This is a genomic window from Streptomyces sp. NPDC087270 (assembly GCF_044744625.1).
Taxonomy (GTDB): domain Bacteria; phylum Actinomycetota; class Actinomycetes; order Streptomycetales; family Streptomycetaceae; genus Actinacidiphila.
In genome coordinates this window covers 72,392-92,478 of the sequence record NZ_JBIUYR010000004.1, presented here as the reverse complement: position 1 = coordinate 92,478, position 20,087 = coordinate 72,392, and the positions used below count along the sequence as shown (strand labels likewise).

At 70.7% G+C, this 20,087-nt stretch carries 18 protein-coding genes; 10 read left to right on the top strand and 8 right to left on the bottom strand.

What is annotated here, in order from left to right; all coding sequences use genetic code 11:
- Positions 1-43: 43 nt before the first annotated feature.
- Both ACIPAE_RS09510 and ACIPAE_RS09505 read right to left on the bottom strand, forming a co-directional pair.
- On the bottom strand, positions 44-259 hold the full coding sequence (locus tag ACIPAE_RS09510) for a DUF5326 family protein (protein ID WP_328466525.1): 216 nt from the start codon (positions 257-259) through the stop codon (positions 44-46).
- A 124-nt stretch (positions 260-383) separates the two neighbouring features.
- The gene (locus ACIPAE_RS09505) at positions 384-701 is read right to left on the bottom strand and encodes a cupin domain-containing protein (RefSeq protein WP_328466527.1); all 318 of its coding nucleotides are present in this window, start codon (positions 699-701) and stop codon (positions 384-386) included.
- A 79-nt stretch (positions 702-780) separates the two neighbouring features.
- On the opposite strand from ACIPAE_RS09505, the gene ACIPAE_RS09500 reads away from it, so the two are divergent.
- The 4 genes from ACIPAE_RS09500 (at position 781) to ACIPAE_RS09485 (ending at position 4,205) form a co-directional block, all read left to right on the top strand.
- Positions 781-1,161, top strand: a complete 381-nt coding sequence (locus tag ACIPAE_RS09500; protein WP_329367048.1) for a phage holin family protein — start codon at positions 781-783, stop codon at positions 1,159-1,161.
- Positions 1,162-1,208: 47 nt separating this feature from the next.
- Positions 1,209-2,363 carry a cystathionine gamma-lyase gene (locus ACIPAE_RS09495; RefSeq protein ID WP_366411247.1) on the top strand — a complete coding sequence of 385 codons (1,155 nt, stop codon included), beginning with the start codon at positions 1,209-1,211 and terminating at the stop codon, positions 2,361-2,363.
- A gap of 31 nt (positions 2,364-2,394) precedes the next feature.
- Positions 2,395-3,576: a serine hydrolase domain-containing protein gene (locus ACIPAE_RS09490; RefSeq protein ID WP_402444048.1), complete on the top strand. Its 1,182-nt coding sequence runs from the start codon at positions 2,395-2,397 to the stop codon at positions 3,574-3,576.
- 125 nt (positions 3,577-3,701) lie between these two features.
- The gene (locus ACIPAE_RS09485; RefSeq protein WP_402444046.1) at positions 3,702-4,205 is read left to right on the top strand and encodes an NUDIX domain-containing protein; all 504 of its coding nucleotides are present in this window, start codon (positions 3,702-3,704) and stop codon (positions 4,203-4,205) included.
- A gap of 31 nt (positions 4,206-4,236) precedes the next feature.
- Here the strand turns inward: ACIPAE_RS09485 and ACIPAE_RS09480 are convergent, their stop codons facing one another.
- A complete protein-coding gene (locus ACIPAE_RS09480; protein WP_366411245.1) occupies positions 4,237-4,872 on the bottom strand; it encodes an HAD-IB family phosphatase in 636 nt (211 codons plus the stop codon).
- A gap of 209 nt (positions 4,873-5,081) precedes the next feature.
- Here ACIPAE_RS09480 and ACIPAE_RS09475 point away from each other — a divergent pair, with 209 nt between their 5' ends.
- Together ACIPAE_RS09475 and ACIPAE_RS09470 are read left to right on the top strand one after the other, a co-directional pair.
- Positions 5,082-5,585, top strand: a complete 504-nt coding sequence (locus ACIPAE_RS09475) for a MarR family winged helix-turn-helix transcriptional regulator (protein WP_328466539.1) — start codon at positions 5,082-5,084, stop codon at positions 5,583-5,585.
- Positions 5,586-5,700: 115 nt separating this feature from the next.
- Positions 5,701-7,311, top strand: coding sequence for an MFS transporter (locus ACIPAE_RS09470; RefSeq protein ID WP_402444043.1), 1,611 nt, complete (start codon positions 5,701-5,703; stop codon positions 7,309-7,311).
- On the opposite strand, the gene ACIPAE_RS09465 is transcribed toward ACIPAE_RS09470, so the two are convergent.
- Positions 7,250-8,566: a serine hydrolase domain-containing protein gene (locus ACIPAE_RS09465; RefSeq protein ID WP_329374134.1), complete on the bottom strand. Its 1,317-nt coding sequence runs from the start codon at positions 8,564-8,566 to the stop codon at positions 7,250-7,252. The two genes, ACIPAE_RS09470 and ACIPAE_RS09465, sit on opposite strands and share 62 nt — an antisense overlap.
- A 190-nt stretch (positions 8,567-8,756) precedes the next feature.
- Complete coding sequence (locus ACIPAE_RS09460; protein ID WP_402444041.1) at positions 8,757-9,746, bottom strand: class I SAM-dependent methyltransferase; 990 nt, start codon at positions 9,744-9,746, stop codon at positions 8,757-8,759.
- Positions 9,747-9,965: 219 nt separating this feature from the next.
- Between ACIPAE_RS09460 and ACIPAE_RS09455 the strand changes: the two genes are divergently transcribed.
- Positions 9,966-13,274, top strand: a complete 3,309-nt coding sequence (locus ACIPAE_RS09455; RefSeq protein ID WP_329367033.1) for a discoidin domain-containing protein — start codon at positions 9,966-9,968, stop codon at positions 13,272-13,274.
- A 65-nt stretch (positions 13,275-13,339) separates the two neighbouring features.
- Here ACIPAE_RS09455 and ACIPAE_RS09450 read toward each other — a convergent pair whose 3' ends face one another.
- Positions 13,340-13,951 (bottom strand): MarR family winged helix-turn-helix transcriptional regulator, encoded by a 612-nt coding sequence (locus ACIPAE_RS09450; protein ID WP_402444038.1) that lies wholly within the window; start codon positions 13,949-13,951, stop codon positions 13,340-13,342.
- A gap of 97 nt (positions 13,952-14,048) precedes the next feature.
- Between ACIPAE_RS09450 and ACIPAE_RS09445 the strand changes: the two genes are divergently transcribed.
- Positions 14,049-14,765 carry an SDR family oxidoreductase gene (locus ACIPAE_RS09445; protein WP_329367029.1) on the top strand — a complete coding sequence of 239 codons (717 nt, stop codon included), beginning with the start codon at positions 14,049-14,051 and terminating at the stop codon, positions 14,763-14,765.
- A 361-nt stretch (positions 14,766-15,126) separates the two neighbouring features.
- Positions 15,127-16,008: a barstar family protein gene (locus tag ACIPAE_RS09440; protein WP_402444036.1), complete on the top strand. Its 882-nt coding sequence runs from the start codon at positions 15,127-15,129 to the stop codon at positions 16,006-16,008.
- A 188-nt stretch (positions 16,009-16,196) separates the two neighbouring features.
- Here the strand turns inward: ACIPAE_RS09440 and dnaB are convergent, their stop codons facing one another.
- Positions 16,197-17,651: a replicative DNA helicase gene (gene dnaB, locus ACIPAE_RS09435; protein WP_328466561.1), complete on the bottom strand. Its 1,455-nt coding sequence runs from the start codon at positions 17,649-17,651 to the stop codon at positions 16,197-16,199.
- Between the two features lie 455 nt (positions 17,652-18,106).
- Here dnaB and ACIPAE_RS09430 point away from each other — a divergent pair, with 455 nt between their 5' ends.
- Positions 18,107-19,495: an MATE family efflux transporter gene (locus ACIPAE_RS09430; RefSeq protein ID WP_402444034.1), complete on the top strand. Its 1,389-nt coding sequence runs from the start codon at positions 18,107-18,109 to the stop codon at positions 19,493-19,495.
- A gap of 129 nt (positions 19,496-19,624) precedes the next feature.
- Here ACIPAE_RS09430 and rplI read toward each other — a convergent pair whose 3' ends face one another.
- Complete coding sequence (gene rplI / locus ACIPAE_RS09425) at positions 19,625-20,074, bottom strand: 50S ribosomal protein L9 (protein ID WP_328466563.1); 450 nt, start codon at positions 20,072-20,074, stop codon at positions 19,625-19,627.
- Positions 20,075-20,087: the final 13 nt, after the last annotated feature.

The window sequence follows — 20,087 nt, the reverse complement described above, 5'->3', positions numbered from 1 at the left end:
CGGGGCCGATTCCGGGGTCCCGGCCTCGGCCGGGACGCCGACGTCACCAGTCGCGCTTCTTGCCGGAGCCCCCCGACGTGACGCGTTTCACGACGAAGACCAGCGCGCCGACCAGGATCACGAAGACGAGCACCTTGAACAGCAGGCCGATCACGATGCTGACCAGGCTCGCGATCAGCGTGCCGAACACGACCAGCGCGATGACCGGGATGCCGATCCACTTGACCCACCAGGGCAGGCTCTTCAGCAGATTCTCCATGACGCTCTTTCGCTCCTAGGTCGCTGCGCGGGGCGCGCACTCCGACTGTGCCGTACTTCGACTGTAGGTCCACCCGGCGCCGGGGCGAAGGCCGGGAAGACCCCATCCGACCCTGATCCGCCCCTTAGGGTTCCGGCGGCGAGAAGACCACCATGACCCTGAGATCCTCGGTGATGTGGTGGAAGCGGTGCGGGGTACCGGCCGGCACGTAGACCACGCTGCCGCGCGCGACAGTGGTGGTCTCGTCCCCCACGGTGATCGCGGCCCGACCGCTGACCACGAGGTAGACCTCGTCCTGCGCGTGCGGCTGCTGCGAGTCGCTCTCGCCGGCCTTGAGGGCGTACAGCCCCGCTGACATGTTGCGTTCCCGCAGAAAGCGGAGGTACGCACCCTGGTTCGCGGCACGCTCCGCGTCCAGATCGTCCAACCGGAACACCTTCATCGATCGCTCCTCCGCTGCGGTACGGCCACGGTTCTGTTCCGTCTCTTGTCCCGATGATCAGACCTGCGACGATCTCACCATGAAGAATTTCGTCGTCAAGACCCTGGCGAACGCCGGGGCCCTGGGCGTTGCCGTGTGGCTGCTCAAGGACATCACGCTCACCGGTCATTCGGCGTGGCGCGAAGCACTGACGCTCATACTCGTCGCCCTCGTCTTCGGCGTGGTGAACTGGCTGGTGAAGCCGGTCGTCAAGGTGCTGTCGTTTCCGCTGTTCATCCTCACCCTGGGCCTGATCACCATCGTGGTGAACGCGCTGATGCTGCTGTTGACCTCGTGGCTGGCCGGCCAGCTCAGTCTGAAGTTCCACGTGCACGGCTTCTGGACGGCCGTGCTCGGCGGCCTGATCGTCAGCGTCGTCGCGTGGGCGCTGCACCTCGTCCTCCCGGACGAGGACGACTGAGCACCGACCCGAGCGAGCAGCGAGGAGACATGAAGGATGAGGACCGCATGACGCAGGATCGCATGGCAGAGGACCAGGTCGGCGACAGCACCCGCAGCGTGCACGCCGGCCGCCCCGAGGCCCGGCCGTACGAGCCGTCGCTGCCCGGTCCGGTCTTCGTCTCGCACTACCACCTGCCAGGTGAGCCCACCGGTCCGTATGTCTACGGCCGGGACGACAACCCCACCTGGGACCTGCTGGAGCAGGCGATCGCGGAGCTGGAGGCGCCCGGCGACCCGGACGCCAGCACGCTCTCCTTCGCCTCCGGCATGGGGGCGATCTCGGCGGTGCTGCTGTCGCAGGTGCGCTCCGGCGAGGTGGTCGTCCTGCCGTCGGACTGCTACCAGACGACACGCGCGCTGGTGGAGCGCCTGGAGTCGTACGGCGTGCAGGTGCGGATGGCGCCGACCGCCGGCGACGCGCAACTCCCGCTGCTGGAGGGCGCCCGCCTGGTGTGGCTGGAGAGCCCGTCCAACCCCGAACTGGACGTGTGCGACATCCGGCGGCTGGCCGACGCCGCCCACGCGGCGGGCGCGCTGGTCGCCGTGGACAACACGCTGGCCACGCCGCTGGGCCAGCGGCCGCTCGCCCTGGGCGCGGACTTCTCCGTGGCCAGCGGCACCAAGGCGCTCAACGGCCACGGCGACCTGCTGATGGGGTACGTCACGACGCGGAACGCCGAACTGGCCGACTCCGTACGCAAGTGGCGCAAGACGGTGGGCGCCATCCCGGGGCCGATGGAGACCTGGCTGGCGCATCGCTCGCTGGCCACGCTCGCGCTGCGGGTGGACCGCCAGGCGGACAACGCGCTGGCGCTCGCCCGCGCCCTGCTGGAGCGGCCCGAGGTGACGGGGGTACGGCACCCGGGGCTGCCCACCGACCCCTCGCACGAGGTGGCGGTGACACAGATGCGCCGCTTCGGCAGCGTGGTCTCCTTCACGCTGCCCGACCGGGAGCACGCGGAGCGCTTTCTCGGCGCGCTGCGGATGACCTCGGAGGCGACGAGCTTCGGCAGCGTGCAGTGCACCGCCGAGCGCCGGGCCCGCTGGGGCGGCGACGCGGTGGCACCGGGCTTCATCCGCTTCTCGGTGGGCGTGGAGGACCCGGACGACATCGTGGCCGACGTGGTCCGTGCGCTCGACGAGGCCGCGCGGCAGCAGTAGCGCTGTCGCACCGCACGGCTAGCGTGAGGGCATGACCAAGTCAGCGAACGGGTCGGCCCCGGCGGGCCTCGGCGACGTCCTGCGACCGTATGTGGAAGACGGCACCCTGCCCGGCGCGGTCGGCCTGGTGGCGCGTGGCGACGACGTCGAGTTCGCGGCGGTCGGGTCTCTCGACGCCGGGGGCCGGTCGCCGATGGCCCGGGACTCGATCTTCCGGATCGCCTCGATCACCAAACCGATCACGGCCGCCGCGGTGATGGTGCTGGTCGACGACGGCCGGCTCGATCCGGCGGACCCGGTATGGCGGTGGTTGCCGGAGCTGGCCGCGCCGAGCGTGGTGCGCACCCCCGACAGCCCGCTCGACGACGTGGTGCCGGCCACCCGCCCGATCACGGTGGAGGACCTGCTCAGCTCGCGCACCGGGTACGGTTTCGCGCCGGACTTCGCACTGCCCGCCGTGCGGCCGCTCTTCGCCGAGGGCGTGCAGTCCGACGGCCGCGAACCGCAGCGCTTCCTGGCCACCGACGAGTGGCTGCAGACGCTGGCCGGCATTCCGATGCTGCACCAGCCGGGCGAGGCGTGGCTCTACAACACTTCCTCCGACCTGCAAGGCGTGCTGATCGAGCGGGTCAGCGGCGAGTCGCTGCCCGACTTCATGGCCGAGCGGATCTTCGAGCGGCTGGGCATGCGGGACACCGGCTTCGTCGTCCCGGCCGCGAAGCGGGACCGCTTCACCAGCTACTACCGGACCGACGCGTCCGGTGGCCTGGAAGTGGCCGACGGGCCGGACGGCCAGTGGAGCAGCATGCCGCCCTTCCCGTCCGGCGCCGGCGGGCTGGCCTCGACGGCCGACGACTGGCTGGCGTTCGGCCGGATGCTGCTCGCCGAGGGCGCCACCGCGGACGGCCGGCGGCTGCTGTCGGCGCAGTCGGTGCGGCTGATGACGGCCGACCACCTCACCGGGGCGCAGCGCGCGGCGAGCCGGCTCTTCCTGGAGGGGCAGGGCTGGGGCTTCGGCGCCTGCGTGGACGTCGAGCCCCTCGACCCGTGGAACGTCCCTGGTCGCTACGGCTGGGTCGGCGGCACGGGTACGTCGGCGCATGTCGTGCCCGCGACCGGCTCGGTCCACATCCTGCTGACCCAGCTCGCGGCGACGAGCCCGGTGCCCGCGCGGCAGCTACGGGACTTCTGGCGGTACGCGGCGGGCGCGTGAGCGGTGCACGGCACGGTCGTGACCGATACACGGCAGGCGCGTGAGGAGCACGGGATGACGCGACGGCGCTGATTTCGCCGCCGCGGACACGTTTGCTCGGCGCTTCGTCGCGGCAGATCTCAGGCATGCCTCCGGACTCGCACCCCAGCCCCTCCACCCGGCCGGTGATCAAACGTACGGCCCGCGCGATCATCCTCGACGGCGACCGGCTTGTGCTGATCAAGCGGACCAAACCCGGCATCGCTCCGTACTGGGTCACACCCGGCGGCGGCGTCGAGGAGGAGGACGCCGGGGTGCTCGCCGCCCTGCACCGCGAGATCGACGAGGAGCTCGGCGGCAAGATCACCGACGCGGTGCCCGCCTTCGTCGACACCGTCGAGCACATCGCGGACGACGGGTCGCACGGCGTGAAGGTGCAGTACTTCTTCGCCTGCCGGCTGGAGTCGATGGACCTCGACCAGCGGCACGGCCCGGAGATCGACGCACCGTGCGGCAGCTACGAGGTGGTGCGGGTGCCCTTCACCCGGATGGGACTCGCCTCCGTGGAGATCGTGCCGCTGACCCTTCGGCACTACCTGGACGCGAACATCGAAGGGGTGCTCGGGCTGCTCGGCCCCGATCTGAGCTGATCCGGCCGGTCGGCGCCGCGCCACGGGCTGCTCAGGCGTCGGCGACCAGGGCGTACGCCTCACGCAGGTCGTCCCCGGCATACGCATGGGTGGCCAGGCCGCTGACATGGTCGTCGCCATTGACCGCGACCGAGACCGGGACCACGCCGAACAGCGCGGTGTCCGACAGCGAGTCACCGTAGGCCACGCAGTCGGCGCGGCCGACCCCGTAGCGGGCGCACAGTTCGTCGGCGATGGTCACCTTGGACTCGGGCATCAGGATGCCGGACGGATCGAAGGCGGCTCCGGGCACGAAGGGGAGCGCGGGGAAGACCGAGGCACGGGCGTCGTGGACGCCCCACGTGCGCAGCCGGGTCACGAAGAAGTCGGGGGAGAGCGAGATCACCGCGCAGTGCTCGCCGCGGGCGGTGATGTCGGCCCACACCTCGCGTATCCCGCTCAGCCAGGGCGCACTCGTGAAAGCGCCGGCCACATGGCTCTCGGTGAGCGCTGACCACATCCGGTAGGCGCGCCGCGCGTATACGTACGAGTCGATCTCACCGACGGACAGTGCTCTGTCCAGCTCCCGGAACTCGGCGACCATACCGATCTGCCGAGAGATCTCGATCGCGGCGGACGTACCGGGCATCAGCGTGCCGTCCATGTCGAAGATGTGCAGTCGCGCCATCCTGTCCCCCTCCTTCATGCGCGGCCGACCGGGCCCGGCCTTCATGCCGACGCACCCCCGCGTCGACAGGCTCCGCCCGTTCGTCCGTTCGCTCACTCGTCTACCCCGCCAGTGTTCCACGTGGAACACTCCGCGTGACCAACTCCGACCCCGACATAGGTCCGCCAGCAAACAATCCCGTAGCGGAACTATTTTGCTACCCTCGACCCATGACCGTCGAGACCACGCCCGCACCCGCGACGACCACCGACGTCTCCTTCCTGCTCCACCACACCGCCCACGTACTGGCCACACAGATGGCGGCAGCCCTGGGGGAGATCGGCATGTCACCGCGCGCACACTGCGTACTCGCACATGCCGCCCAGGCTGAGCGGACCCAGGCCCAGATCGCCGAACTCTCCGACCTGGACAAGACCACGATGGTGGTCACCGTCGACCAGTTGGAACGGGACGGCCTGGCCGAGCGGGTGCCCTCGGCGTATGACCGCCGGGCCCGGATCATCAAGGTCACACCGAAGGGCGAGCAGGTCGTGACGACCGGCCAGGACATCGTCGACCGGGTGCACGGCGACGTGCTCGGCGCACTGCCCGAGGAGGAGCGGGCAGCGTTCGTCTCCGCGCTGAACCGGCTCGCCGGTGGCCACCTGGCCACCCCCGCCGACTCCCCGGAAGGCGGCCAGGGGGTGCGCAGGCCGCGCCAGTCGCGCAAGTGAGGCGCCGCGCAACAGGCGCCACCAAGCCTCGGCGATAGACCCGTAAAAGATAGTCTCCAACAAAACCATCTGCTACGGTCACTCTTGGCATACCGATCCGCCAGGAGGCGACCCCATGTCTGTCCCCGATTCACCGGACTCCCAGGCCGTCAGGTCGCGCGCGGCCGCGCTCGCGGTCCTCAGCGCGGGCACCTTGATGATCATCCTCGACGGCACCATCGTGAACGTGGCCCTTCCGTCCATCCAGCACGACCTCGGCTTCTCCCAGGCCAATCTGGCGTGGGTGGTGAACGCGTATCTGATCGCCTTCGCCGGTCTGCTGCTGCTCTCCGGCCGGCTCGGCGACCTGCTCGGCCGGCGCCGGGTCCTGGTGACGGGGCTTGCCGCCTTCACCGCCGCGTCGTTCCTGTGCGGCATCGCGGACTCCGCGGGCCTGCTGATCGCCGCCCGCTTCGTGCAGGGCGCGGCCGGTGCGATGGTCTCGGCCGTCGCGCTCGGCATGGTGCTCGCCCTCTACCCCGACCCGCACGGCCGGGCCCGGGCGATGGGCATCTACAGCTTCACCCAGTCCGCGGGCGGTGTCCTCGGCCTCCTTGCCGGCGGCATCCTCACCCAGGCGATCAACTGGCACTGGATCTTCTTCGTCAACCTGCCGATCGGCCTCGCCGCGGCCCTGCTGAGCCTGCGCCTGCTGCCCGACGACCGCCCCTCCCGCACCGGCCACGATCAGGCCGACCGGACCGCCGGGACCGGCACCGGCACCGCCCGCGGCGGATTGCGCGGTACCGACGCACCGGGCGCGGTACTGGTCACCGCCGCCCTGATGCTCGGCGTCTACACCATCGTCAAGACCACCGACCGCGGCTGGACTTCGGCACCCACCGCCGGGTTCGGCGCGGCCTCCCTCGCCCTGCTCGCCGCCTTCCTGGTCCGCCAGGCCCGTGCCGCGCAGCCGCTGATGCCACTGCGGATCTTCCGGTCCCGGATCGTCGCCGGTGCCAACGCGGTCCAGGTACTGGTGGTCGCGGGCGGGTTCGGCTTCCAGTTCATGACCTCGCTCTACCTCCAGCACGTCTTGGGCTACGACCCGCTGGAAATCGGGCTGTCACTGGCGCCCACCGGCGTCGCGATCGGCGTGATGTCGCTGGTCCTGTCCGCCCGGCTGGGAGCCCGCTTCGGGCAGCGGGCGGTGCTCCTGCCGAGCCTGGTGCTCTTCGCGGGCGCTTTCCTGCTGCTGGCCCGCACACCGTCGGGCGGCCCCGGCAGCCACGCCTCGTACGTGGCCGACATCCTGCCGCCGATCCTGCTGATGGGGGTCGCGTTCGGGCTGGTCATGCCCTCGCTGCTGACGCTCGGCATGGCCGAGGCGGGACCGGCCGACTCCGGCCTGGTGTCAGGGGTGTTCAACACCGCGCAGCAGATCGGCGGCGCGCTGGGACTGGCGACGCTGGCGTCGATCGCCGGCACCCGCACCGAACACCGGCTGGCCGCCGGCCGGACCGCGACCACGGCACTCGCCGACGGCTACCACCTGGCCTTCGTCGTGGCGGCGGGACTGCTCACCGCCGCGGCCGTCCTCGCCGGGGTGCTGCTGCGCACCCCGGCGGGACAGGCGCCGGCCGGGCAGAGCCCGACCGGCACGGCGGACCCGGATGAGCTGGGCGTCAGCTCCAGCCGGGGAAGCCGCCCGGCACCGGGGCCTGCTGGTCGTAAGGCTCGCGTGTGAACACGAAGGAGCCCAGGTCGAGATGGCTGAGCGTGCCGTCGTCCCGGCGCACTGCCCGCAGCGTCTCGCCCGCGTAGTAGCCCGTGCGTCCGGTCCAGGTGCCGTCATGTTCCACGTGGAACCGTGTGCCACGGCCCTGGCCGGTCAACGGCTTCAGCTCCACCTCACCCGACGCCAGCACCAGCAGCCCGTACCCCTGAGTGCCCCAGTACCAGGCCCCCGCCAGGTCGAGCAGAGCCGGGTCAAGAGCATCGGCGGGCCGCCAGGGAGCGGGGAAAGCGGGTTCGGCGTCGGCGGTGATCGCCAGCAGGTCGGCCGCGAGGCCGCCCACCCTGGGTCCCGAGGTGGAGTTGGCCAGGGCGACCGCTCCGAGCCGGTCCTCGACGCTCACCCACACCGTCGCCAGGAAGCCCGGCATCGAACCGGTGTGGCCGATCAGGGTACGGCCGTGGTGCCGCATGATCTGGATGCCGAGGCCGTAACCCGTGCCCGGCTCGTCCGCCTCGGCGGGCGCGGCCGGCTCGCGCATGTGCGCCACGGTCTCCTCGGCCAACACCTCTGGGTGACCGCCGGCCAGGAAGGCCGCCCACCGCGCGAGGTCGTCGACCGTCGACCACAGCTCACCGGCCGGCGCCATCACACCCGTCTCCTGCACCGCCTCGGGCACCATCACATCGGCCCACGGGTGGACGGCGAAACCGCCGGCGGCGGGCTGCCTCGGCAGCAGGCTGGTCCTGGCCATCCCGAGCGGGTCCAGCACCTCCTCCTGGAGCGCGTCACCCCATGGCTTGCCGCGCAGCCTGGCCACCACTGCACCCAGCAGGGCGAAGCCGGGGTTGGAGTAGTGGTGCCTGCGTCCCGCCGGGTGCTTGACCGGTGCGGTACCGAGCACATCCGCCAGTTCGGGCCGCAGGTCGCCCGGAGTGCGCTCCCACCACGGCCCCGGTGTCTCGGAGGCGATACCCGAGGTGTGCGCCAGCAGTTGACCGATCGTCACCCCGCCCACCGACGTGCCGGGCAGGTGCTCCTCCAGCGGATCGGTGAGCGCCAGCCGGCCCTCGTCGCGCAACCGCATCACCAGCACCGCGACAAAGGTCTTGGTCAACGACCCGATCCGGTACTGCGTGTCGCTGTCGGGGGCATGCCCCTCGATCATGCTGCGCGACCCGCTCCACACCAGCGTTCCGTCCCGCACCACCCCGCCGACCAGCGACGGTGTGCGGCCCCTGGCCTGCTCCACCGCCACCCGGTGCATCAGCGCCCGGGTCGTGGCGGGCAGCAGTCCCCCGTCGTACGCCTGAGGAGAGTCGTTCGTCGTCACACGTCCCCTGCCCTTCTGCCGGGTCCCTGCCCGGCGCCGTCACGGACGGGGAGCGGCGCCCGCCGCCGGTCGTACCGCCACCGCGCATGACCGCGACCAGCGACACCACCGCCGGCGGGCGCCGCTACTCGCCCGCGTCCTGCTTGCGTATCCCGGCCGCGCCGAAGCGCACCGAGATGATCGACATCCGCATCGACCGTACCCCCGGGATGCGGTGCGAGAACGGGGCGATCGCATACAGGCCCCGGCCGCGTCCCAGCCGCAGGCTGCGCACCTGCGTGATCAGCGGAGACGCCGCCGCGACCTTGGGGTACTCCCGGTAGTCCATCCCCCACTCCCAGCGCGGCGCCCGGTAGCTGCCGTCCCGCGCATCCAGCCTGCCCGCCTGGTTCTGTGCGACCTGGGCCCGCGGCAGCGCGTCGAAGAGGAACCACCCGCCGGGGAACCGCTCCGCGCACGCGGCGATCAGCCCCTTCGCATCGCGTTCCGGCAGATACATCAGCAGCCCCTGCGCGGTGACGAGAACGCCCTTCGCCACGTCGGCCGCGGTGATCTCGTCCATCCACTCCAGGTCGAGCGCGGACCGGGCCACCGTGCGGCGACGTGGCGGAGCGTCGGGGAGCAGGGCGGTGCGTACCGCGACGGTCTCCGGAAGATCGACGGTCAGCCAGCGCACCCGGCCGTCGTCCACCCGCCAGAACTGCGTCTCCAGGCCCTCGCCGAGCGCGACGACGGTACCGCCGGGGTGCTCGGCGACGAACCGGCGCACCTCGTCGTCGAAGGCGCGCACCCGCAGCGCGTGCCACTGCGCCATCACCGTGCTGCCGAAGCGGTCGAAGGGGTAGTCGATCCGGTCCACCAGGTCCACCGCGTAGGGGTCGTCCAGCAGCCGGTTCCCCGGTGGTCGACGGGCCTCGGCGGCGCGATGGGCCAGGTTCCACAGCAGCGTCGCCGGCACACCGTCCAACTCGACCTTGATCCGGCCGGCGCCCTGCCCGGCGAAAGCGCCGCGCACCTCGCCCGCCGGCTCGCCCGTCACCTCGCCCGCCGGCTCGTCGCCGCCCGTCCCGCCACCGTCCGCGGCACCACCGCTCGCTTCATCCCCGTCGCCCATGGCGCCAGCCTCTCATCCCCCCGCGTCGCCGCCATGTCAACTACCGGGCAAATCAAGCAGTTTCCCCCGGTCGGACTTGTCAGAAAGGTTGACACCCCCCATGGGCGAGCGTGACCATCACGTCGGTCAGAGAGCGCTCTCACACCACTGCTCTCTCCCTCCGCACCATCTGTCGGTCCCCCCAAGACGCAAGCCCCCACCCGTCATACAGGAGTACACATGAGGGTCACCCCACAAGGGCTCTCCAACCCAGGCCGTAAACGTTTCCGACGATCTCCGCAGGGAATCGTCCTCCTCGCCCTGGTGCTCATCGCCTCGGCGTACCTCTCGCTGAACCCGACCACGTCCCACGCCGCCGCACCGCAACTGCTCTCCCAGGGCAAGGCGGCCACCGCCTCCTCGGTCCAGGACGCCTTCACCGCAGGCGCGGCGGTGGACGGGGACACCGGGACCCGCTGGTCCAGTGCCGCGTCCGATCCGCAGTGGCTCCAGGTCGACCTCGGCTCCAGCCAGCCGATCACCCAGGTGGTGCTCAACTGGGAGACCGCCTACGGGAAGTCGTTCAAGATCCAGACCTCGGAGAACGGCACGAGCTGGACCGACATCTACTCCACCACCACCGGCACCGGCGGCGTCCAGACCCTCAACGTGACGGGCACCGGCCGCTACGTACGGATGTACGGCACCCAGCGGGCCACCCAATGGGGCTACTCACTCTGGGAGTTCCAGGTCTACGGAGGCTCGGGCGGTGGAAGCACCCCGCCGGCGACGTGCGGTGACACCAACGCGGCACTCGGCAAGCCGTCCAGCGCCTCGTCGACCGAGAACGACGGCACCCCCGCGGCCGCGGCCTTCGACGGGAACGCGGGCACCCGTTGGTCGAGCGCGGCCTCCGATCCGCAGTGGATACAGGTCGACCTCGGCTCCTCGCAGAGCATCTGCGGCGCCCAGCTGACCTGGGAGACGGCGTACGCCACGGCGTACCAGATCCAGCTCTCCGACGATGGTTCCACGTGGAACACGGTGTACTCCACGACGACCGGGGCCGGCGGGACGGAGAACCTCTCCTTCACCGGCACCGGACGCTATGTGCGGATGTACGGCACCCAGCGGGCCACCCAGTACGGCTACTCGCTCTGGGAGTTCACCGTCCTCACCCCGGGCGGCACCGGCACCCCGCCGACCGGCGGCGACGGTGACTGCCCCTGGGTCGGTTCGACGGCACCGGTCGCGGACCGCGTGTCGCAGGTGATGGCGCAGATGACGAACGCCGAGAAGGTGTCGATCCTGCACGGCAACAACAACGCCTCGCCGTACATCGGCAACATCAACGGCATCCCGTCGCTGTGCATCCCCGCTCTCGGGCTCCAGGACGGCCCGCACGGGGTGGGCGACGGGCTCGGCGGGGTCACCCAGATGCCCTCGGCGAACGCCTCGGCGGCCACCTGGGACACCGCGCTCGAGCAGCAGTACGGTGCCGCGATCGGCGCCGAGTTCGCCGGCAAGGGCGCGCAGGTGGCGCTCGGCCCGACGCTGAACATCGTCCGCGACCCGCGCTGGGGCCGTGCCTTCGAGACGTTCGGCGAGGACCCGTACCTCAACGGGCAGATGGCCGCCGCCGATATCAAGGGCATCCAGAGCCAGGGCGTGATGGCCGAGATGAAGCACGTCGCCGTCTACAACATCGAGAACCCGGCAGGCACGGTCATCGTCGACAACCGCACCCTTCAGGAGCTCTACCTGCCCGCCTTCCAGGCGGCGGTCGAGCAGGGTTCGCCGGCGGCGGCCATGTGCGCGTACAGCGTGGTCAACAACGTGCCCGCCTGCCAGAACCCCGCGCTGATGAACGTCGGCCTCTACCAGCAGGCGAACTTCGGCGGCTTCATCACGAGCGACTGGGGTGGCACGCACTCGACGCAGGACTCCGCCAACGCGGGGCTGACGGTGGAGATGCCCAACGGGTACTTCTACGCCGACTTCCTCGCCCAGGCGGTGGCCAATGGCACCGTCAGCCAGGCCACGCTGGACACCATGGCCAGCCGGCTGCTCACCCAGTACTTCGCGTTCGGCCTCTTCGACAAGGCGCCCAGCGGCTCGACCGGCGCCACCGTCACCACCCCCGCCCACCAGCAGGTCGCCCTCCAGGGCGCTGAGGAAGGCGCGGTGCTGCTCAAGAACAACGGCATCCTGCCGCTGTCCACGTCCACCACCAAGTCGATCGCGGTGATCGGCTGGGACGGCGGCGCCGGTGTGCAGACCATCGGCGGCGGCAGCGGCACCACGACCAGTTCCGGCACCGTCTGGCCGATCACCGGCATGCAGAACCGGGTCGCGGGCACCGGCACCACTGTCCAGTACAACGACGCGACCGACCTCAACTCGGCGGTCACGCTGGCCCGCAGCTCGGATGTGGCGATCGTCTACGCGTCCGACAACTACGGAAACGAGGAACACGACACCACCACGCTCGACCTGCCGGCCAACGGCGGCAGCTCGGTCAGCGACAACGACATGATCGCCCAGGTGGCCGCGGCCAACCCGAACACGATCGTGGTGCTCAACAACAACTCGGCGATCAACATGCCGTGGCTCAACCAGGTGGCGGGCGTCTTCGAGGGCTTCTACCCGGGCCAGGAGATCGGCACGGCGATGGCGGCGCTGATCTTCGGCGACGTCAACCCGTCCGGCAAGCTGCCGGTGACCTTCCCGAAGTCGCTCGCCGACGTGCCCGCGAACACGGCCGCGCAGTGGCCCGGCACCAACGGGCAGGTGCAGTACAGCGAGGGTCTGGACGTCGGGTACCGGTGGTACGACGCGAAGAACATCACCCCGCTCTTCCCGTTCGGCTTCGGCCTGTCGTATACCACCTTCGGTTTCAGCAATCTCCAGGTAGGAGCGCTGAGCGGGGGGACGGCGACCGTGCACGCCACGGTCACCAACACCGGGTCGCGGGCCGGCAGCGAGGTCGCGCAGCTCTACGTCGGGGACCCGGCGTCCACCGGTGAGCCCGTGCACCAGTTGCGCGGCTATCAGCGCGTCACGCTCGCCCCGGGCCAGTCGCAGACGGTGACCTTCACCGTCAGCACCCACGACCTGGCCTACTGGAACACCTCGAACAGCAACTGGACGACCGCGGCCGGCGACTACCAGATCCTGGTGGGCGACTCCTCGCGGAACCTGCCGCTGACCGGCACGCTCAACGTGCCGACCACTGTCAACGGCAACCTGGCCGCGACCGTCACCCCGAAGGCAGCCGCCTCCGGCCCGGCCGCGACCGCCGCGCCGCTCTCCGTGCCCAACCCGTACGGCATGAGCAGCCCGGTGCACAAGCAGGTCGACTGGACGTACGACAAGAACGCCAAGGGCGTCAGCTACACCGCGACCGGGCTGCCGCCGGGCATCTCGCTCTCGGCCGGAGGCACCTTCACCGGCGCGGCCGACAAGGCCGGCACCTGGACGGTGACGGTCACCGGCCGGAACGCGGCGGGCTCCCAGGGCTCCGCGACGTTCGTCTGGACGGCCACCTGACGGCAGCCTGAACCTGCCGGAACGGCACCCCCGCGACCCGCTCGGGCCGCGGGGGTGCCCTCGCTTCAGCTCATCCGCGCCCGTACGTCAGTGGATAGCTTGTCCAGCAGTCCGACCAGCAGTGCGCGTTCCTGCGGGGACAGGCCCGCCACGAGCGCGGCCTCGCGCCCGAGCACCGCGTCGACGGAGCGCTCGATCAGGGCGTGCCCCTCGGCCGTCAGCGCGACCAGGACCGTACGACCGCCGGTCGGCGCGGGGCCGCGGCTGACCAGGCCGCCGTCCTCCGCGCGTGCGACCCGCTGCGAAACGGCGCCGGCCGTGACCAGGGTGCGGCGGGCGATCTCGCGGGTGGACAGGGTGTAGGGCGGTCCCGCGCGGCGGAGTACGGAGAGCAGGTCGAGGGTGGCCGCGTCGATCCCGGCGGCGCGCAGCACTCGGGCGCGATCGTCGGCGAAGAGCTTCGCCAGGCGCCAGATGGGGGTGACGACCTCGATCGACGTGATCGGGGTGCCCGGGCGCTCACGCTGCCAGGCGGCGGCGATGTCGGCGGCGGGGTAGGGCGGTGGGGCGCCGGGTGGAGCGCCCGGAGGGGTGTCGGCCGATACGTAGGCGCTTCCACTGCTGCGGCCGCCGCCGGTATCGGCAGCGGCCGGCGCGTCGGCTTCGTCGTCGGCCATGGCGGATTCCCCTCTTGCCGGTGCGCCTCGCGCTATGTTTAGCTCTAAACGTAGCAGCTCGACACCGCATCCCGACACCTCGACCAGGAGCGATCCCTTGACCCGTACCGTGCTCGTCACCGGAGGAAGCGGCGGCATCGGCCGCGCCATCGCCGCGCGCTTCGCCGCCGACCGTGCCCAGGTCGTGGTGACCGGGCGGCACGCCGACACGGTGGAGCGAACCGCCAAGGACCTGGGCGTGCGCGGCGTGGTCTGCGACGCGACCGACCCGACCCAGACCGCGGCGCTCGCCGAGCAACTGGCCACGGTGGACGTGCTGGTCAACGCGGCCGGCGGCCTGCCCGCACCGGCCCCCGACGGCGTGCCGCCGCTGGAGGCCCTGCTCGCCGAGTGGAGCTCCAGCCTCAGCCGCAACCTGCTCAGCGCCGTACTGACCACGGCTTCCGTGCGGGACAGGCTCACGGACGGCGGCGCGGTGATCAGCATCGGTTCGATCGGCGCCGAGCGGCGCGGCGGATCGTACGGCGCGGCCAAGGCGGCCCTCGGCGCCTGGAACACCTCCCTGTCCGCGCAGCTCGCCCCGCATGGCGTCACCAGCAACGTGATCTCCCCCGGCTACGTCACCGGCACGGACTTCTTCCGCGGCGGCATGACCGACGCCCGCCACACCGCCCTGGTCCAGGAGACCCACAACCAGCGCCCCGGCACCCCCGACGACATCGCCGAGACCGCCTTCTTCCTCGCCTCCCCCGGCGCGCGCCACATCACCGCCCAGACCCTCCACGTCAACGGCGGCGCCTTCACCACCCGTTGACCGGGCCCGATCCCATGACGACGGTCACCACCCGCCCGATCACATACCGGCTGACGGCCTGACGATGGTCGCGCGTGCCTGCCCGTCACGGAGTGACCCGCGGCGTCCGGACCGCCGTCTCCAGGACCGCCGTTGCCAGGACCGCCGGCGTGTAGGTTCCGCGTTCTGCTGACCTTTGCCGGCGCTGCGACCTGGAGCGTTCGGCGTCCGCACTGCGTGGCACCTTGATTATTCCGCGCTCTGGTAACACTTTGTCAGGTCATCGTTCGGCTTCGGATGTCCAGACAGGAATGAGACCCGCATGTTATGCCCCTGGGCTCCGGGTTCATCGCGCAATGCGCGTGACCCGTAGGCTCCGGCCATGTCGACTGAGCAGACCCCGCAGAAGGCAGTCAAGCACTGGCAGGACTGCGCGGACGTGTACGACTTCTTGGAGCAGGTTCGGCTCAGGCCCGAGATGTGGCTGCCAGACGGGTCGCTCCTCCACCTGCAGTCGATCCTCACCGGCTACCGGGTCGCGCTCGGCGTGCACGGCATCGACGAACCGTTTGACTTTTGGCCCGGAGAGCGCTTCACCCAATGGCTCCACGAGCGACGTGGGACATCCAGTTCCCTGACCTGGGCAGCCGAGATCGAACGCATCACACCTCCACACAGCACCCCGGTCGCCGAGTTCTTCGTCCTCCTCGATGCCTTCCGGCATGACATCGCGCCCGCACCCGCCGAGACAGTCCGCACGACGGGGCTGCCCGGCATCGACTTCATGCTGAACACCTTCGTCACCCTCTTCTGGCGCAGGCGCCTCCTCACCGAGGCAGCTCTGCGGCTGGAGGAACGAGGCTTTCGCGTAGTGCACCTCGCAGCCGGAACCTGGGCAACCGACAAGGACATGCACCAGGACTTCGCCGCAGCCCTCCAGTTCCCGGACTACTACGGCCGCAACCTCGACGCCCTCAACGACTGCCTCGGCGATATCGCCTGCTACGGCCCGTACGACGACTCACCGGAGGGCTCCGGCCTCGTCCTCGTCATGACGGACTACGACCGCTTTGCCACCACCTCCCCGCGGACAGCGCAGATCGTCCTGGACGTCATCGCCGACCGGGCCCGACAGGCCGCCGTGCTCCAGCGCCGCTTCTTCGCCCTGATCCACAGCAACGACCCCGACATCCGCTTCGAACCCGTCGGCGCCGCCGCCGTCATGTGGAACGGCGAAGAATGGCTGGACTCCAGTCGCCGTTGAGAACGGTGTCGCCTCGGCGGTGCAGGCAGTCCTCATCGCGCCCTCATCCTGCGGCGGTGGCCCTCCAGGCTGCGTGGCGCAACCTTCCTCCCAGTGTCACCACTCCTCGATTCCTGACCAATAGACCAAGCAGAGGTCACGGAATCGTGGAAAAGGTCAGCGAAACGCGGAACCTACAGCGCCGGACCTCAGGTCTGGGCCATGTCCACGAAGCGCGAGTAGTGGCCCTGGAAGGCGACCGTGATGGTGGCGGTGGGGCCGTTACGGTGCTTGGCGACGATGAGGTCGGCCTCGCCCGCGCGGGGGGACTCCTTCTCGTAGGCGTCCTCGCGGTGCAGCAGGATCACCATGTCGGCGTCCTGCTCGATGGAGCCGGACTCGCGCAGGTCGGAGACCATCGGTTTCTTGTCGGTGCGCTGTTCGGGTCCGCGGTTGAGCTGGGAGAGGGCGATCACGGGGACCTCCAGCTCCTTGGCGAGGAGCTTGAGGTTACGGGACATGTCCGAGACCTCCTGCTGGCGGCTCTCGGGGCGCCGGGAGCCGCCGGACTGCATGAGCTGGAGGTAGTCGATGACGACCAGCCGCAGGTCGTTGCGCTGCTTGAGCCGGCGGCACTTGGCGCGGATCTCCATCATCGACAGGTTCGGCGAGTCGTCGATGTAGAGGGGCGCCTCGGTGACGTCGGACATCCGGCGGGCGACCTTGGTCCAGTCGTCGTCGGTCATGGTGCCGGAGCGCATGTGGTGCAGGGCGACCCGGGCCTCGGCGGACAGCAGCCGCATCGCGATCTCGTTGCGCCCCATCTCCAGGGAGAAGATCACGCTGGGCATCTTGTGCGCGATGGAGCAGGTGCGGGCGAAGTCCAGCGCGAGCGTCGACTTGCCCATCGCCGGCCGGGCCGCGATGACGATCATCTGACCGGGGTGCAGGCCGTTGGTGAGGGAGTCGAGGTCGGTGAAGCCGGTGGGGACACCGGACATCTGACCGCTGCGGGAGCCGATCGCCTCGATCTCGTCGAGCGCACCCTCCATGATGTCGCCGAGCGGCAGGTAGTCCTCGGATGTGCGCTGCTCGGTGACGGCGTAGATCTCGGCCTGGGCGCTGTTGACGATCTCGTCGACGTCGCCGTCGGCGGCGTATCCCATCTGCGTGATGCGGGTGCCGGCCTCCACCAGGCGGCGCAGCACGGCACGTTCGTGCACGATCTCGGCGTAGAACTCGGCGTTCGCCGCCGTGGGCACCGCGTTGACGAGGGTGTGCAGGTAGGGGGAGCCGCCGATGCGGGCGATCTCCCCGCGCTTGGTGAGCTCGGCGGAGGTGGTGATGGGGTCGGCGGGCTCGCCACGTGCGTAGAGGTCGAGGATCGCGCTGTAGATCGTCTCGTGAGCGGGCCGGTAGAAGTCGGCGCCCTTGAGCACCTCGACGACGTCGGCGATCGCGTCCTTCGACAGCAGCATGCCGCCGAGCACGGACTGCTCGGCGTCCAGGTCCTGCGGGGGGACGCGCTCGAAGCCGCCGCCGCCCTCGGAGAACCGGCCCTCGTCCTGGCCACCGGCGCCGCGCTTGCGGAAGGGGGCGACCGCGGGGCGCTCGTCGGGAGGGTGGTCCGCCCAATGGTCGTCCGCGGGTTCGGGTTGGCTCATTCCCGCCACCTCCTCCCATCCGGCCGGGCCGGCCGGACCCCGCGTGCGTGCCACTCTTTCACGGCGGCGCCCCGGTTTTCACGGCGGCGCAGCCGTCCAACGAGCCTCCCGGCGCACGCTCTTCGCGGAGTCGGGGACGGTCCACGCTAGGCCCACCGGCGGCCCACACCAAGCCGGTTATCCACAGGGGGTGTGGATGACGGCGGCATACCTGTGGAGAACTGCCCCGAACCTGTGTACAGCCCTTGGGACAGTGCTGTGGACAAGCCGGTCGACGCGCAGCAGAACCCATCCTGACCTGCAAATTCTTCGTCCATAGCCTGTGCAGGAGAAAAACTTCTGCACCCGGACCAAGATCATGACAAACAACGCGGAGGAGATCACTCTGCGCAGTCACCCGTAATGATCAGGCTTGGCCTTCACCTCTTACTTGTGGACGGTTAGGATATGCCGCTGTGAGTCCTGTACCCCCGGCCGTCGACACATCGGCGCCGCGCGAACCCGCCCGGCCGCCCGCTTCGGTGCGCCGCCGCCACGACCGGGAGATCGTGGCCCTCGCGCTGCCGGCCTTCGGCGCGCTGGTGGCCGAACCGCTCTTCGTCATGGTGGACAGCGCGGTTGTCGGCCATCTGGGCACCGCCCAACTCGCCGGGCTCGGCGTGGCCGCCGCTCTGCTCACCACCGCAGTCAACATCTTCGTCTTCCTCGCCTACGCCACCACCGCCGCGGTCGCCCGCCGGGTCGGCGCCGGCGACCTGCCCGCGGCCCTGCGGCAGGGCATGGACGGCATCTGGCTGGCCCTCCTGATCGGCGTCCTGGTCATCGCCGCCGTGCTCCCGACCGCCCCGGGCCTGGTCGGCTTCTTCGGCGCCTCGCACACCGCCGCCCCCTACGCGAGCACCTACCTGCGGATCAGCTCGCTCGGCATCCCCGCGATGCTCATGGTGCTCGCCGCCACCGGGGTGCTGCGCGGCCTCCAGGACACCCGTACCCCGCTCTACGTCGCGGTGGGCGGCTTCACCGTCAACGCCGGCCTCAACGCGGCACTCGTCTACGGCGCGGGGCTGGGCATCGCGGGTTCCGCCTGGGGCACCGTCATCGCCCAGAACGGCATGGCAGCGGTCTACCTCGCCATGGTGGTCCGCGGCGCCCGCGCCCAGGCCCCCGGCACGTGGCGGTCGATGTTGCGCCCGGACGCCGCCGGGATACGCGCCTGCGCCCGCGCCGGGGTTCCGCTGCTGGTCCGGACGATCAGCCTGCGGGCCGTCCTGATGATCGCCACCGCCGTCGCCGCCCGGCTCGGCGACACCGAGATCGCCGCCCACCAGATCACCCTCACGGTCTGGTCGCTGCTGGCCTTCGCGCTGGACGCCATCGCGATCGCCGGGCAGGCCATCATCGGGCGCTATCTGGGCGCCGGCGACGCCGCGGGCGCGCGGGCGGCCTGCAACCGGATGATCCAGTGGGGCCTGGTCTGCGGCGCCGCGCTGGGACTGCTGGTGGTGCTGGCCCGGCCGCTGGTCGGACCGCTGTTCAGCTCCGACCCGGCGGTACGGCACGCGCTCGCCTCGGCACTGCTGGTGGTGGCCGTGGCGCAGCCGGTGTGCGGGGTGGTCTTCGTCCTCGACGGCGTGCTGATGGGCGCGGGCGACGGGCCCTATCTGGCCGGGTCGATGCTGGTCACGCTGGCGGTCTTCGCGCCGGTCGCGTTCGCGGTACCGGCGGTGGGCGGAGGTCTGACCGCGCTGTGGTGGGCGATGGGGCTGATGATGCTCACCCGGTTCGCGGCCCTGTGGCTACGCTCCCGGTCCGGCCGGTGGGTGGTGACGGGGGCGAGCCGCTGAGCGTGCGACGCCGAGGCACGCGAAAGGGCCGGCCCCCGTCCGGGAGCCGGCCCTTCGCTCGTTCCGCTCGATCGCCATGGTCCCCATGTTTCACGTGGAACATGGCGACCATGCCGACCAAATGCCGCGTTACGCGGCCACGACCTCCAGGTCGAGGACGGCCTCGACCTCGGGGTGCAGTCGCACCGAGATCTTGTGCGCGCCCAGCGTCTTGATGGGCGCACCCACCTCGACCCGGCGCTTGTCGACCTGCGGGCCGCCCGCGGCCTTGATCGCCGAGGCGATGTCAGCCGGGGTGATGGACCCGAAGAGGCGACCGGTGTCACCGGCACGCGTGCTCAGCTTGACCTTGACGGCCTGCAGCTGGGCCTTGACGACGTTCGCGTCCTCGAGCGAGTGGATCTCGCGGATGCGCCGGGCCCGGCGGATCTGCTCGACGTCCTTCTCGCCACCCTTGGTCCACGCGATGGCGAAGCCCCGCGGGATCAGGTAGTTGCGGGCGTAGCCCGGCTTGACGTCCACGATGTCGCCTGCGGCACCGAGGCCGCTGACCTCGTTGGTGAGGATGATCTTCGACATGCTGGTCACCCTC

Bases quoted from the DNA above. Each gene is read 5' to 3' on its own strand.
- ACIPAE_RS09510 (WP_328466525.1), bottom strand. From the start codon at position 259: ATGGAGAATCTGCTGAAGAGCCTGCCCTGGTGGGTCAAGTGGATCGGC.
- ACIPAE_RS09485 (WP_402444046.1), top strand. From the start codon at position 3,702: ATGCCTCCGGACTCGCACCCCAGCCCCTCCACCCGGCCGGTGATCAAA.
- ACIPAE_RS09450 (WP_402444038.1), bottom strand. From the start codon at position 13,951: ATGGCCGACGACGAAGCCGACGCGCCGGCCGCTGCCGATACCGGCGGC.
- ACIPAE_RS09460 (WP_402444041.1), bottom strand. From the start codon at position 9,746: ATGGGCGACGGGGATGAAGCGAGCGGTGGTGCCGCGGACGGTGGCGGG.
- dnaB (WP_328466561.1), bottom strand. From the start codon at position 17,651: ATGAGCCAACCCGAACCCGCGGACGACCATTGGGCGGACCACCCTCCC.
- ACIPAE_RS09490 (WP_402444048.1), top strand. From the start codon at position 2,395: ATGACCAAGTCAGCGAACGGGTCGGCCCCGGCGGGCCTCGGCGACGTC.
- ACIPAE_RS09495 (WP_366411247.1), top strand. From the start codon at position 1,209: ATGACGCAGGATCGCATGGCAGAGGACCAGGTCGGCGACAGCACCCGC.
- ACIPAE_RS09455 (WP_329367033.1), top strand. From the start codon at position 9,966: ATGAGGGTCACCCCACAAGGGCTCTCCAACCCAGGCCGTAAACGTTTC.
- ACIPAE_RS09470 (WP_402444043.1), top strand. From the start codon at position 5,701: ATGTCTGTCCCCGATTCACCGGACTCCCAGGCCGTCAGGTCGCGCGCG.
- ACIPAE_RS09500 (WP_329367048.1), top strand. From the start codon at position 781: ATGAAGAATTTCGTCGTCAAGACCCTGGCGAACGCCGGGGCCCTGGGC.
- rplI (WP_328466563.1), bottom strand. From the start codon at position 20,074: ATGTCGAAGATCATCCTCACCAACGAGGTCAGCGGCCTCGGTGCCGCA.
- ACIPAE_RS09465 (WP_329374134.1), bottom strand. From the start codon at position 8,566: ATGCACCGGGTGGCGGTGGAGCAGGCCAGGGGCCGCACACCGTCGCTG.
- ACIPAE_RS09480 (WP_366411245.1), bottom strand. From the start codon at position 4,872: ATGGCGCGACTGCACATCTTCGACATGGACGGCACGCTGATGCCCGGT.
- ACIPAE_RS09440 (WP_402444036.1), top strand. From the start codon at position 15,127: ATGTCGACTGAGCAGACCCCGCAGAAGGCAGTCAAGCACTGGCAGGAC.
- ACIPAE_RS09475 (WP_328466539.1), top strand. From the start codon at position 5,082: ATGACCGTCGAGACCACGCCCGCACCCGCGACGACCACCGACGTCTCC.
- ACIPAE_RS09505 (WP_328466527.1), bottom strand. From the start codon at position 701: ATGAAGGTGTTCCGGTTGGACGATCTGGACGCGGAGCGTGCCGCGAAC.